The organism is Bacillus sp. Marseille-Q3570, assembly GCF_946151055.1.
Lineage (GTDB): Bacteria > Bacillota > Bacilli > Bacillales > Fictibacillaceae > Pseudalkalibacillus.
Genome location: NZ_CAMGYZ010000019.1, coordinates 68406 through 81956, shown reverse-complemented (window position 1 = coordinate 81956; position 13551 = coordinate 68406). Strand labels below are relative to the sequence as shown.

At 40.3% G+C, this 13551-nt stretch carries 11 protein-coding genes; 1 reads left to right on the top strand and 10 read right to left on the bottom strand.

The genetic code is table 11. The features are described 5' to 3' along the window. Positions 1-87 (top strand): IS3 family transposase, encoded by an 87-nt coding sequence (locus tag N8M93_RS22940; RefSeq protein WP_396125556.1) that lies wholly within the window; start codon positions 1-3, stop codon positions 85-87. A 357-nt stretch (positions 88-444) separates the two neighbouring features. On the opposite strand, the gene N8M93_RS20415 is transcribed toward N8M93_RS22940, so the two are convergent. The 10 genes from N8M93_RS20415 to N8M93_RS20370 all read right to left on the bottom strand — a co-directional run bounded on the left by N8M93_RS20415 (position 445) and on the right by N8M93_RS20370 (position 13323). Further along, the gene (locus N8M93_RS20415) at positions 445-954 is read right to left on the bottom strand and encodes a DinB family protein (RefSeq protein WP_261134494.1); all 510 of its coding nucleotides are present in this window, start codon (positions 952-954) and stop codon (positions 445-447) included. A gap of 256 nt (positions 955-1210) precedes the next feature. Continuing rightward, positions 1211-2341 (bottom strand): Xaa-Pro peptidase family protein, encoded by a 1131-nt coding sequence (locus N8M93_RS20410; RefSeq protein WP_261134492.1) that lies wholly within the window; start codon positions 2339-2341, stop codon positions 1211-1213. 18 nt (positions 2342-2359) lie between these two features. Further along, on the bottom strand, positions 2360-3769 hold the full coding sequence (locus N8M93_RS20405) for a sodium:solute symporter (protein ID WP_261134491.1): 1410 nt from the start codon (positions 3767-3769) through the stop codon (positions 2360-2362). A 14-nt stretch (positions 3770-3783) separates the two neighbouring features. Further along, the gene (locus N8M93_RS20400) at positions 3784-4215 is read right to left on the bottom strand and encodes a MarR family winged helix-turn-helix transcriptional regulator (protein ID WP_261134490.1); all 432 of its coding nucleotides are present in this window, start codon (positions 4213-4215) and stop codon (positions 3784-3786) included. Positions 4216-4400: 185 nt separating this feature from the next. Then, complete coding sequence (gene ppdK, locus N8M93_RS20395) at positions 4401-7070, bottom strand: pyruvate, phosphate dikinase (RefSeq protein ID WP_261134489.1); 2670 nt, start codon at positions 7068-7070, stop codon at positions 4401-4403. After that, positions 7063-7887: a pyruvate, water dikinase regulatory protein gene (locus N8M93_RS20390; protein WP_261134488.1), complete on the bottom strand. Its 825-nt coding sequence runs from the start codon at positions 7885-7887 to the stop codon at positions 7063-7065. The genes ppdK and N8M93_RS20390 overlap by 8 nt, the downstream gene beginning before the upstream one ends. An 807-nt stretch (positions 7888-8694) precedes the next feature. Next, on the bottom strand, positions 8695-9156 hold the full coding sequence (locus N8M93_RS20385) for a DUF1259 domain-containing protein (RefSeq protein WP_261134487.1): 462 nt from the start codon (positions 9154-9156) through the stop codon (positions 8695-8697). A 1029-nt stretch (positions 9157-10185) separates the two neighbouring features. Then, the gene (locus N8M93_RS20380; RefSeq protein WP_261134486.1) at positions 10186-11598 is read right to left on the bottom strand and encodes a sorbosone dehydrogenase family protein; all 1413 of its coding nucleotides are present in this window, start codon (positions 11596-11598) and stop codon (positions 10186-10188) included. A 164-nt stretch (positions 11599-11762) separates the two neighbouring features. Further along, positions 11763-12308 carry a hypothetical protein gene (locus N8M93_RS20375; protein WP_261134485.1) on the bottom strand — a complete coding sequence of 182 codons (546 nt, stop codon included), beginning with the start codon at positions 12306-12308 and terminating at the stop codon, positions 11763-11765. Positions 12309-12423: 115 nt separating this feature from the next. Beyond that, complete coding sequence (locus N8M93_RS20370; RefSeq protein WP_261134484.1) at positions 12424-13323, bottom strand: M23 family metallopeptidase; 900 nt, start codon at positions 13321-13323, stop codon at positions 12424-12426. Positions 13324-13551: the final 228 nt, after the last annotated feature.

Genomic DNA, 13551 nt, shown 5'->3' with positions numbered 1-13551 from the left:
GTGGAATACTACAATTCCTTTAGGTATCAATGGGGATTAAAAAGAATGACCCCAGAACAATTCCGGGGTCACCTCTTAGCTGCTTAGGTCCTTTTATTAAACTGTCTATTTTTAAGGGTACAGTTCACTTGAAGAATAGCCCCCTTTTATTTAATAAGTAAAACTTCAATTTTTTTTGCCTATACGTGAATGTCTTTTATCGGCGGCACTTATAAAAAAATGCAAAAGCAATAACCCATAACATCCCTTGTATTATCACTGTCATCCACTTACCAAATGATATTGACCATAATAATATGGGACTAAATAATATTAACCCTATTCCAAATGCCACCTAGCGTCAGGGAAATGCAGATTTATAACGTTAAGGAAGTTTCAATATTAAAAAACCTAATTTTTCAGCATTAAATGAGAAATTAGGTTTTTTCATTAATAGAAATTGACTTATAAGTATTTATCACTAATCACTTTCATATGATGTAACTCGTGCCCGGCAATGCCATATGCAATGGTACCTATCGAAACTGGGCTGTTCATTACAGTTCCATTACGAACCCACGCTGCGTCATCAATGGTTGAAATAAGGCTTAACGTGTTGGAGCGTACCGTGTCTAAACCAGCTAGTAACTGCTCCCAGGATAATTTGTTGAAGTTTGCCGCAGAAACGTATTGATCCTGATCCATTGCTGGGAGTGGTGCACTTTCATTTCGTGCAATGGCAAGCATTCGATACGACATCACACGTTCCGAGTCGGTCATATGCCCAATCACTTCTTTTAAAGTCCATTTCCCTGGTGCGTACGCCTTACTTGCTGACTCTTCTGATACACTGCTTAAGAGGGTAATGGTCTTAGTTCGTTGCTTACTAAGTATTTCTTCAATATCTCCATCAGGCACAAGACTAACATACCTATCATGCTCTGGATTTTCAATAAATAATGGTCGTGAACGCACAAGAATCCTCCTCATCGGAATAGTTAAATATGGTTCTAGGCTAATATTCGACTGTCAAGAAGATATTTCCTTTATATTTGATATTTAATTTCATTACCGCAAGATAATTGCAAATTAAACAGGTATCCCCAATTATACTCTCGACAGCGGACGTCATAAGGACAGCTCCATTTCTAGGATTTGGTTAAGCGGATGCCAAACATGATTATTACAAAATATCGATAACGATAAAGAGGCTACATATCTGATATTTGAATTATTGAAGGATCAATTGATTGAGTGTTTTGGGATACTCCGTGATCAACTCCACCCCATGTTCTCTGATGACTACTGTATCAGAGTGCCTGAATCCACCAATGCCTGGAACATATATTCCTGGTTCGATACAAAAGACCATGCCTTCTTCCAGTATCAGATCATTATCAAATCGGACATAAGGTTCTTCATGTGCCGATATCCCTAAACCATGTCCTGTTCGATGGACTGCATATTTCTCCAAGTCGGCTTTTTTGATGACATCCCTTGCTACTTTATCCACATCTGACGCCTTCACCCCTGGGCGAATGAATTCCAATGCTTTCAATTGGGCTTCTGTCGCCACTTCAAAAATCTTCTTTTGTTCTTGATCAGGTTCTCCGACAAAGATGGTCCTTTCTAACTCAGCCCGATATCCATTCAGGGCTACCTGACGACTGTGGATGATGACATCTCCCTTTTCGAAACGCCTTGTATTGGAAAAAACATGCGGTAACGTCGTTCTCACTTTACCAGAAGGTGACATGACGACGAGGTCCAATATCGCCTCTTGATAGGCATTCGATGCTTTTTTATAGATCTCCAAATTCCCTTTTGAATCGATTTCCAATTCACTTGTCCCTTCCATACAAGCTTCAATGGAAGTTTTCACACCCAGGTTGACTAATTCACCCGCTTTTTTCATCATCTCGATCTCTTCTTCATCTTTTATATAGCGCATTCGTACCAGTTGTTCTCCTACATCGGATATGGAAAAATCGAGGTCTGAAAGGAATTGATAGAGACTGGCTGGTGCACTTCCCAGGTCTAATCCCACCCTGGTGCCATGGGGATAGTGGGTCAAAACTTCTTTTACCACCTTCATCTGATTGGTGTTCATCTCTTCAGGATGTTCGTAATACACTTCGACGTGATCCACTTCTGCTTTCTGGAGCGCATGAAGCTCTTCTAGACCAGGAACGATCAACGTACTTTTTTCTGCATCAACAACTAGATAAATGGGCCGTGAGTAAATTAAAGCCCTGAATCCAGTCAAGTAATACTGGTGATCCGGCAACATGACAACTGCAGCAGTCAGATCATTTTCTTTCAGATAACTTCGAAAAACCTCTATATGCTTTTTGATATTCATCCTTGATACCCTCCAATTTTATTTATTGATCGTTGCTACCGGTTGTACGTCAAGCTTTTTGGGCGTTGTCAGTAAACTCACTATGATCAACGCGAGTAAGGACAGAGGTAATGAAAACAGTACGCTGTTCCAGTCCATCGGTTTCTGAAGACCGATTTCCCAGAAGATCGTTGCAACTCCACCGATCATGATCGATGACAAAACACCAGCAGTTGTCGCTCTTTTCCAGAGGAAACTAGCCAGAATCGTCGGGGTGATTGCAGCACCATACATCGTGTAGGAGTACATCTGAATAGCCAACACAGATGGGAAGAATTGCCCGAGACTATAGGCAAAAATCCCAAGGAGGATCACGATATAACGATTAAGACCAAGAATCTTACTTTCATCGATTTTTTTCTTTTTCAGTCCCTGAATCAAGTCGTAAACTAAGTTGCCTGCTGAAGATAACAAGTAGGAGTTTCCAGTAGTGATGATGAATGCAACTGATGCAGCTAGAATTAGAGAGCCTATTCCGATTGGCAGTCCACTCGCTGCAAGTTCTAGAATAGCTGTATCTGGAGGAATATTCGGGAAGAGTACGATCGAACAAGTTGCAAGCAAAATCGCAAGCCCCATGATCAATAGATCTCCAGCCAGGAATCCGATGGTAGATTTCTTGGCGACTTCGGGAGATTTTGCGGATGAAAAACGTTGGTACATATTCTGGTCGCCAAGGATCAGAAGAAAAGTTGGTAAGAAAAAGCCCAGTAATTGAGGAAAGGTCAATCCGCCATCCCAGGCTAATTGATGGTCCGCCAATCCAGCCGTTAATCCTTCAAACCCGCCAGCAGCTGATAAAGCGAATGGAATGCCAATGATAAAACCAAGGACAATGAGGAATGAGCTCAGAAAGTCAGTATAGGCTACAGAAAACATTCCACCTGTCGTAGCGAGAAAGATGACGACAGCTGCCGTTATCAACGTACCTAATTCAACAGACATCCCTGTAGTGAGACTAAGAACGTAACCTCCGCCGATGAATTGATAAGAAGTGATTCCGACATACGCTAATAAGATGAATAACGCAGAGATCGTCCTCGTATTCTTTCCAAATTTGATTTCCAACATTTCTGGAATGGTATATTTACTCAAGGAACGTGCCTTATCAGCTATGAAATAGAGAATGAATATACCGATCGGAGCACCTGCAAAATAGATGATCGAGGCAAAGGGACCATATTGATAGATAAAGCTGGCCCCTCCCACAACAGTTCCAGAACCGACCCATGTAGCTAATAGAGTACCAATCAGAACAATTCTTGGAAGGCGTCTTCCGGCCACCATGAAATCTTCACTTGTCCTCACTTCCCGTTTCGCATAATAAATTCCCATGCCAATCATCAATAATAAATAAAGGACGACAACAACAATGTAGACATTACTCAAATTTTTCTCCTCCTTTATTGGATATCTACTTGTTTATTCAATATCTCTTCTATCGTTTTCATGGAGGCAATCAACTTGTTGAGTTCTGATGCAGGAATATCCTTGATCATTCTATTTACATAAAAATTAGAAGAATCAATCAGAGTTTTTGTTTGTTCTTCTCCTTTCTCAGTAATGACCAATTGGATTTTACGCTTATCCAGTTCATATGGTCTTTTCACAATCAACTCTTGAGCACTGAATTTATTGAGGATTCTGCTCATGTATCCTTTGTCTATTGAAAAGTACTCACACAGCTCATTTTGGATACAAACATCTCTAGCATAGATTTCATATAAGATCTGGGATTCTAGTAAAGAAAACAAACTTGTTTCAGAGTATTGATTAACAAGACCCAATACACGGGTATAAAAACGATTGAACTTCCTGATCTCTTCATTACACAAATTATTCACCATTTTCTGATTATTTAGTTTATTTATACTTAAAAACGTTGCTTTTGTCAACGTTTAATTCATTCAAAATTAAAGCCATAAGCCACACGTTTTTTACATCTTTTATTAAGTAAAAGAAGACCCGCCGATCGGCGAGTCTTTGTAAGTGAAGACAGTAGCGTATAGTCCACTGATTTTTATCGTTGTGTTTGAGGTTCGTATTGTTTTTGTTCGTGTTTGATTTTAGCTTGAGCTGCCGCCAGCCGGGCAAGTGGTACACGGTATGGTGAACAGCTTACGTAATCCAACCCTACATCATGGGAGAACTGTATCGATGATTTTTCTCCACCATGCTCGCCGCAAATCCCTGTTTTCAATCCTGGTTTTGTGCTCCTGCCAAGCTTTACGCCAGTTTCGACAAGCTTTCCGACACCTTCCTGATCTAGTGATGTAAAAGGGTTTTCTGATAAAACCTCATTTTCGATATACGCTTGAAGGAATTTACCCTCTGCATCATCACGACTGTATCCGAATGTTGTTTGGGTTAAATCATTCGTTCCAAACGAGAAAAAGTCCGCTTCTTGAGCAATTTGGTCAGCTGTCAAGGCTGCACGCGGCACTTCGATCATCGTACCAATGAGATAATCGAATTTCTGTCCGGTTTCTTCTTCAACCTGTAACCCGGCATCGATCACTAATTGTCGCATTTCTTTCAACTCATTTACATGTCCGACCAAAGGAATCATGATTTCAGGTTTTACGTCTATGCCTTTTTCCATCACCTTCGCAATCGCATAAAAAATGGCTTTGGTCTGCATGAGGTAAATTTCAGGGTAGATCATACCCAATCGGCAGCCACGGTGTCCTAACATTGGGTTGAATTCATCCAACTGCCGTACTTTTCTTAACAGATGCTCTTTTTCATGTAACTCCTTAGCGTTTGGATCTGTCAGCTGTAGTTTGGTTATTTCAACTAACAATTCTTCCTTATCCGGTAAGAACTCATGAAGAGGAGGGTCTAATAAACGGATCGTTACAGGATGACCCTGCATGACTTCAAAGATTCCTTCAAAATCCTCCTGTTGCATAGGTAAAAGCTTGCTAAGGGCAACTTCACGCTCCTCATATGTTTCAGCAAGGATCATCTCCTGGACAATCGGGATCCGCTTCATATCCATAAACATATGTTCTGTACGGCACAATCCGATTCCACCTGCGCCAAATTCGAGAGCCTTCCTGGCATCGGCAGGATTATCAGCATTTGTTCTTACACCTAGTGTCCTTTCCTGATCTGCCCAATCAAGCAACAATTGAAACTCATCTGAAAGCTGTGGGTCGATCATTGGAATTTCACCTAGGAAAATTTCCCCCGTCGAACCATCGATCGTAATCCGATCTCCTCGGTTGACAATCGTATCTCCCACCTGGAATTGCTTTGATTTTAAATCAATACGCAATGCATCACATCCACATATACAAGCTTTCCCCATCCCTCTTGCAACCACCGCTGCATGACTTGTCATTCCTCCACGGCTCGTGACTGTCGCCTGGGAAGAAACGATTCCATGAATATCATCCGGTGTTGTTTCTGGACGTACAAGAATGACTTTTTTGCCCTCTTTCGCCAATCGTTCAGCTTCATCCGCATCAAATTCGACCTGCCCTGTTGCGGCCCCAGGTGATGCGGGTAGACCTTTGGCTAACGGATTCCGTACGTATGATTCATCAATACGGCGATGGAGAAGCTGATCAAGCTGATCTGGATCGACACGTAAAATGGCTTCCTGCTTACTGATGATTTGTTCCTTTACGAGTTCAACCGCGATTCGCAGAGCAGCTTGAGCTGTTCGTTTACCTGTCCTTGTCTGGAGAATGAACAGTTTTCCTCGTTCTACTGTAAACTCGATGTCCTGCATGTCTTGATAATGCTTTTCAAGAAGGTGGCTTGTTTCAACAAACTGCTCATAAACGTCAGGCATTTTCTCATGGAGAGTAGCAATGGGCTGCGGGGTACGGATCCCAGCAACAACATCCTCTCCCTGGGCATTGATCAAATATTCACCGTAAAGTTTTGCCTCTCCAGTCGATGGATTCCGGGTAAACGCGACTCCCGTACCCGAATCATTACCCATATTTCCGAATACCATGCTTTGGATATTTACAGCTGTCCCGAAATGACCTGGGATTTTCTGAAGGCGACGGTATACAATCGCCCGTTGGTTATTCCATGAATCAAATACGGCACGGATCGATAAGGATAATTGTTCCTTCGGATTCTCAGGAAAAGTCCTTCCAGCATGCTTTTCAACAAGCTTTTTGTATCCCTTGATCACTTCTTTCCAATCATCTGCAGACATTTCAGGGTCTGTTTGGTAACCTTTTTCAATCCGATATTCTTCTAAAAATTGTTCAAAATAAAAACCATCAACTTTCAACACCACATCACTGAACATCTGAATGAACCTACGGTAAGAGTCATATGCAAAACGAGCGTTTTTCGTAAGGTTTGCCAGCCCCTCTACTGTTTGATCATTCATCCCAAGGTTCAATACTGTATCCATCATTCCTGGCATCGAATGTACGGCACCCGAACGGACAGACACAAGCAACGGATTGGAGGGATCTCCAAGACATTTTCCTGTTTCTTCTTCAAGGGTTTGAAGCGCTTTTGAAATCTGAGACTCGATTTCTTCAGGGATGGATTTTCCTGCCTCGTAATACAAATTACAAACCTCTGTCGAAATCGTGAACCCGTAAGGAACAGGCAAACCGATCCGGGTCATTTCTGCCAGGTTGGCACCTTTGCCTCCTAAAAGTTCCTTTTGTTCGATACTCCCCTCATCGAACATATAAACGAATTTAGTCATGGAATATTACCCCTCTCTTTTTTAACATCGCTAATATCAAGTCAGCTGTTTCCTCTACTGCTTTATTTGAGACATTGATAATCGGACACCCAATCCGTTTCATGATCTTTTCAGCATAATCCAATTCTTCAAGGATCCGATTCAGATTCGCATAATTCGCCTGGGCTGTTAATCCTAGATTCTTCAATCGTTCCTTTCGTATTTCATTCAATTTATCAGGTGTTATGACTAAACCCACACATTTATTTTTAGGAATATCAAAAAGTTCATCAGGAGGCGTGATTTCCGGTACTAACGGTACATTCGCCACCTTGAATCTTTTGTGGGCCAGATACATGGAAAGTGGTGTCTTTGATGTTCTGGAAACACCAATCAATACGATATCTGCACGGCTGAGCCCTCTAACATCTTGCCCATCATCATTTTTGACTGCGAACTCAACTGCTTCAACTCTACGAAAATAGTTTTCATCCATTTGCCTTATTAGTTTTGGCTGCCGAACTGGTTCTTTCCTGAATTTTTGACTGAATGCTTCCATCAGCGGATTCATCAAATCAATCGCAATGATTCCCTCTTCCCTTGCCCCATCATCAAGATATTGCTTTAAAGAAGGCACCACCAGTGTATAGGCGATGATGGAATTACTATACTTCGCAGCAGTAATGACATTATTAAGATCTTTTACATCCTCTACATAAGAAATATGTTTGATTTCAACTTCTCCACCGTTAAATTGTGCTGCAACGGCTTTTACCATCAGTTCAGCTGTTTCGCCGACCGAATCAGAAACGACATAAACGATTTCCTTGTTTTTCACATATGAGCTCCCTCTTATTTTGACTTGTAGTGCTGGATTTTAGGTTATACTAATAATCTATAAATTTATATTTATGTCATACTATTTAATTTAATAGTATATTACTATTAATACCGCTTAGATACAATCCTTTTTAATAAAAAACTTTTGGGAACACTCGCTCGTGGATGGATTTCTTTCATAAAACTTAGATGTTGGGCAACAATTTCAATTTGTTCCGGCCGGTTCAGAAGTTAATCCGGCCACTTTCATGGGTAATCCGGCGGAATGAGCGCATAATCCGGCCACTTTTCATCGGAATCCGGCGGCTTTGGGACTTATTCCGGCGGGTTGGAGCATCAATCCGGCCAAAGGTTACTTTTTACACTTTTGCGCATCAAGGGTATAAGGTATTTTAATAAAAAGAAAAGAGGCTGTCCTCAAAGTTTTTGGACAGCCTCGCCTGCGGAAAACGAGCAACCTGGAGTAGGAAATCTGCACGACTATCAATGTTGTAGTCTCAGAATCCTCGATGATTGTGTGAAAATAAAAAAAGCACGCCCTTTTTCAGCGTCCTCAAGATATATAAAAGATCCAGCTATGTTTTCTTTATTTACGAGATACACGTTTTCGCAGACTGTCCGCCCTTAGTGGTCCTAACTCATTTTTCAAATTTCATAAGAAAAAGATATCCTTCTTTATTCCAGTTAAGAGGGCTTTTGAGGGATAAGAAATAATTGGCGTACTAATGGATCATTGAGTACGCCATTCATTTTTAAAAAAATTTGCTATTAAACAAATTTAAAATACATCCATTGACTTAATCTTTTACCAGAACCAATCATCGAAACCAGAATTACGTTTCTTTTTTTTCTTACGGCTGTTGTTGTTTAAAACTCTAAATGCTTCTCTCACTTTTCTTGCGAATTGTAGTGGTGGCTCTACTGATTCGAAATGCATATACATTGCTCTAGGTTCTTCAAACAACCAATGGTTATGAATTGCAGTAACAATGAGATCTCTTTGTCGAAGTTCTGTTAAGAGGGGGTTTACTTCTTCTTGTAAGAGAACTGTTTCTCCTAGATTCAATGCATTGCCTCTACTATCAACACCTTCAAAGGTAAAGAATTGTGGAAGGACTAGTGGGGATTGAGTGGGACGTCCAAGAATGGTAAATCGAAGATCACGGAATTTTTGTACCAAACAAACACCGTTTTCATCTAAACTTCCTTCTCCTTCAAGAATCCTAGCGTATTCCTGACATAGTCTTTCAAGGTCTTGTCGACTCAAATAATGTTCCTCCTTTCAAAAAGGATATAATATAAATCAAAACCTTTCGTATCATATATATGAGAGATTCTAGTATTTGAAAGGGGCAAACGTATAAATCTATTAAAAAATCAATAGGAAAATCAGCTATTTTGCTAAAGTCAATTAATAGCTTTAAAGTCTATCAACGTCTTCCATGTTTTTGCTTATTTTCCATTTAAAAGGATATTGACGTTTAGATTATTATGGTAGTTCTATCTCCAATAAAGGGTTAATAGAATGTGATAACGTAAACCATTTAGAACGAGGTGGAAATGTGTGTTTTTTAAAACCTGTTTCTGATGAGGTCCGTTCATCTCAATTCATATTCAATAGATATAAAAAAACGAGGATGCTCATATTGGGGGCTATTTTTTCCTGTATTGCTGCTATTCTACAGGCTGCCGGAGGATTTTTACCAGGTGTAGGATATTTCATAAGTCCGCTTGCCACTGCACCTATTCTGTTATATTCGATGTTTTCCATTCCGTTTGGAGTGATGTCCTATTTTCTTACAATCATGTTGTTATTCGTCCTACAGCCAACTGAGTTATTCATATTTCCTTTTACAACTGGATTGTTAGGGTTGGGCATAGGTACATCTTTTCACTTTTTTAAGAGGAGATTGAGTATTATTTCTACCGGTACAATTCTTTTGATGACTGGTATCATGAGTCTACTATTCATTTTTCACTTTCCAATTTTAGGTCCTGCGGTATCTGATTCCTTTTCATTTCTTACGTCTGGAATGATCTTTATATTTTCTTTCCTTTATAGCTGGTTATGGGTTGAAATTGCTTTGATCATTTTTAATAGGTTGAAAGTGATTATCATTTAGTGATCCTCCAAATACAGACCGACTACTCCGGACATTAATCAAGTGATTCCCGTAAAAAGAACGGTTTTGTTGACTGGAAGCCTTAATTAAATAAACCCGATGGAATCTGGTTGTTCCCTCGGGTTCAATATTGATTCAATTAAATCCATGTAAAAGATTACCAAGAAAATGTTTTATGGAACGATTTCAAAAACAGTACCCTGGTTAAAATCTGTCACTTTCATAGAGCCATAAACCCCTAAATATAATCTGGTTTGATTCAGATTCGTTCCCAACCCGACAAAATAGGCTGATTGAGACCCAAAATCATAATCGGTTTGAATCAGACTAAAATCATTCTGTCTACCATCAGGTCTCACGCTGGTATAAGCTAAAGCCCCTCTAACCTGTGGCTGGGTTTCCTTCCGGGCAAGATCGGTAAACACGACCCTTCCTGTTAAATCGGGGATTCCATTCCCCATATAGGGCTGTACTCCTGTAAGTGCAGTTCCTGCAAACTTATCTGGCCTGTCATCTTTATGAAAATAACTGGTCAAAGGCTGAAGCCGGCTCCCTGAAAGAGTCACTGCTTCATCGTAAAAAGCAATTGTTTTCTCATCCAAATCCGGATCTTTGGTGCACCCTCTCATAACCGGAGTTGGAAAAGCACCTTCCCACCCTCGCCAGCCAAAGTTGATGAATCCTTCTTGGTCAAGTTCAGAATTCATGAAAGAAGCTTCAATAAGCTGGGTAACCGGTATCGGTTTATATTGGACGAATGAATAGATCGACTCGACCAGATCCTGTCCGACATTTCCAGCATATTTAATATACTGATTATAAAACCTTTGATATGAAATGCCTGGTATATTGCGGACCCCTTTAGCCGTTACTGTGAGCGTTTCCTGAATAGGTGTCGGAAGTTCATTAAAACGTGTGACGATAGGCGGACTATTGATGTTTGTATTCTTGCTTACATCAATTTCAATTATTTTACCAGCGATTTCTAGATTGTCCTGGCTTAAGTTAAATGGATCATAGCCTGCTCCTCCATCACCGGTGGTTAAGACAAGTTTTCCTGTTTCAGGAGAAAAGTTCAAACTATTGAAACCATTATGATTGGAAAATGGTCTTCTTAAATTAAGTAATGTCCGTCGTTTTTGAGGGTGACCACTCGATTGTAAGAGCCATTCCTCTACTGTATCAAGATGATCATATTGCGTTTCTCTATTCACCCATCTTAGGTTTAAAGTTTCAGGATCACAAGGGTCAGGATTAAAACTTTTAGAGGGAGCACCTGGACCTTGTGTTCCAGCTACTGAATAATGAAGGTAAAACAGACCGTTCTGATAAAAGTTGGGTTGAAACGCCAGCCCCAACAATCCCCGTTCATCATATCCACCACTAGAAACGCCTAGTTTTATGATACGCGGGCGAATATCTAAAAAAGGTCTGATGACGCCGTTTCCTATGTAAAAGATCTCTCCTATCTGGGTTGCAATAAATAATCTTTCAATTGAGTCACCTGGAAGTATAGTGGTCTTCAAAACAGTGGGTAAATTTATGTTACTTACAAGAGGCTGTAAACCAACTTTAACTTTTTTCAACTAACTTGACCTCCCTCCTATTGATTTCTTTTATAAAAGCAGCTAGAAATAGATGTCTAAGTATAGATATGAATCATTTCTGACCGTTATTCAAGAAAAGGGAGGATTGTTGAAGAAGGATGGGTAGTGGACAGGACCAGTTGAAACGCAAAAAACACATCGGATCATCGATGTGTTTTTAACAACAATCGCTCTATTTCCTCTGAAGGAAGATGGAGACGTTTACCAGCTGAGAGAATCGAATCAACCGCTTCCGACGCATGTCGATCAGCAGATTGTTCCAGTGTTTTCAACTCCTTCTCATCAAAGGGGTCTCCATGTTTTTCGATGAGTTTTTTTGCAGTCTCCATTTCGAGTTTCCTTAAACGATGCGATTCTTTTATGTTTGTTAATGCAGACTCAAGTTCTGCTCGTACACCTTTTGGAAGATCAGGTGGAACTTCCAACTCCCATAGGGCTGAAATCGCTTCGGTGACGAAGGCATAGGCATTGTCAGCTTCATCATATGCGGCTTCGGCATTTCCAGACTCAAGCGTTCTTCGATAGTCTGCAACGGCTTTAGCAGCCTCACCATTTAGGGAAGCATAATCTTTTATAAAGGATTCGAAAGCTTCTTGTTGTTGGTTTCTTTGGTAATGAACAAAAGCACCGATCAGCACAATAAGAATAACAAGGGCGACCGCAATAGAAGCTTTCTTATGCTTCACCATCTTCATCTCTCTCCCTTCGCATTCTTTTTCAATTGTATAACGAAAAAATGTCGCAAGCGACACCGAAATAAGATCGTCTCCTTTAATTAATTTTCAATCTGGTTTCGTAAAACTCCTACCAAACCAGGCTGTTTCTAACAAGGAACCTTCCATTGAAATGAATAGGTACACCTTCGCCATCCTTTTCAGCATGTATATGTAAATGGGGTTCACTTGTATTACCGGAATTTCCGACAAGACCAATATGTTCTCCTTTTTCCACAAAATCCCCAGCTTCCACTTCCACACTTCCCTCTTGCATATGAGCAATATAAACGTTTGCGTCCTTCCCTTCACATTTTAGATTGACAAAATTCCCTTCTGGTCTTTCTGAATCTGCTTCCGGAGGTATCAGATCAGGCAGATGGTCACGAGCTTCAAGCACTTCTCCGGAACACGGACTATACAACTCATCTCCGAAAACATCGTACTTATCGAGTTGTTTCGGATATATTCCAGAAGCCCTTGCTCCAAATGGATTAAGCTCGACAATGTCCAGTGCGTATCGTTGTGGAGGATATTCATTGTGGTAATTGATCTGTACATGGTTACCGCCCTGACCGATATAATAAACCCCATTTTTTAACGGAAAATCCAATTCAATCGCTTGTTCATCGGTTGAATATCCACTGAACACCAGCACATTATACATACCGAAGACCACTAAGAGTACCCCGTAGATGCCGAGGGACCATTTTTGTTTCGAATCATATTTGATACGAGTCGGCAAGGACCGTGCTTTTTTCCATGACATATATATCGCAAACAACAGCAATATCGGCCATATGAACCGCAAGTAGTAGCTGAACCAATCCCATGGTGATGAAAAGAATATCCAGGATATAAAAAACACACTGAAAATCATCTGGACCATCCAATCGAGCTTACTATGAAAAGACCCTTTCCAAAGGGAAATAATAAACACGACAGGTAAAATCAATTGCATGATCATTAATTGAATAATTGAAAATATCATCAATACTTGCTCCTCTTTACATTTTAATGACCTGAAACACCACTTCTACCGCGTAGGGAAAGACACGCTCAAATCTAAACGCATGACCTCCAACTTTTTCATGGAGTTGCCATAATATTTCATGATATGTCCTCCTTACTAAGATGAAGATCAACAACTATTAAGCAAGAAGCCTAGTCACAATATGATATTCTACAAGTCATCACCTAATCCTGTATCACTTCAACG

Coding starts and splice junctions, on each gene's coding strand:
- N8M93_RS20410 (WP_261134492.1), bottom strand. CDS start 2,341: ATGAATATCAAAAAGCATATAGAGGTTTTTCGAAGTTATCTGAAAGAA.
- ppdK (WP_261134489.1), bottom strand. CDS start 7,070: ATGACTAAATTCGTTTATATGTTCGATGAGGGGAGTATCGAACAAAAG.
- N8M93_RS20375 (WP_261134485.1), bottom strand. CDS start 12,308: ATGGTGAAGCATAAGAAAGCTTCTATTGCGGTCGCCCTTGTTATTCTT.
- N8M93_RS20370 (WP_261134484.1), bottom strand. CDS start 13,323: ATGATATTTTCAATTATTCAATTAATGATCATGCAATTGATTTTACCT.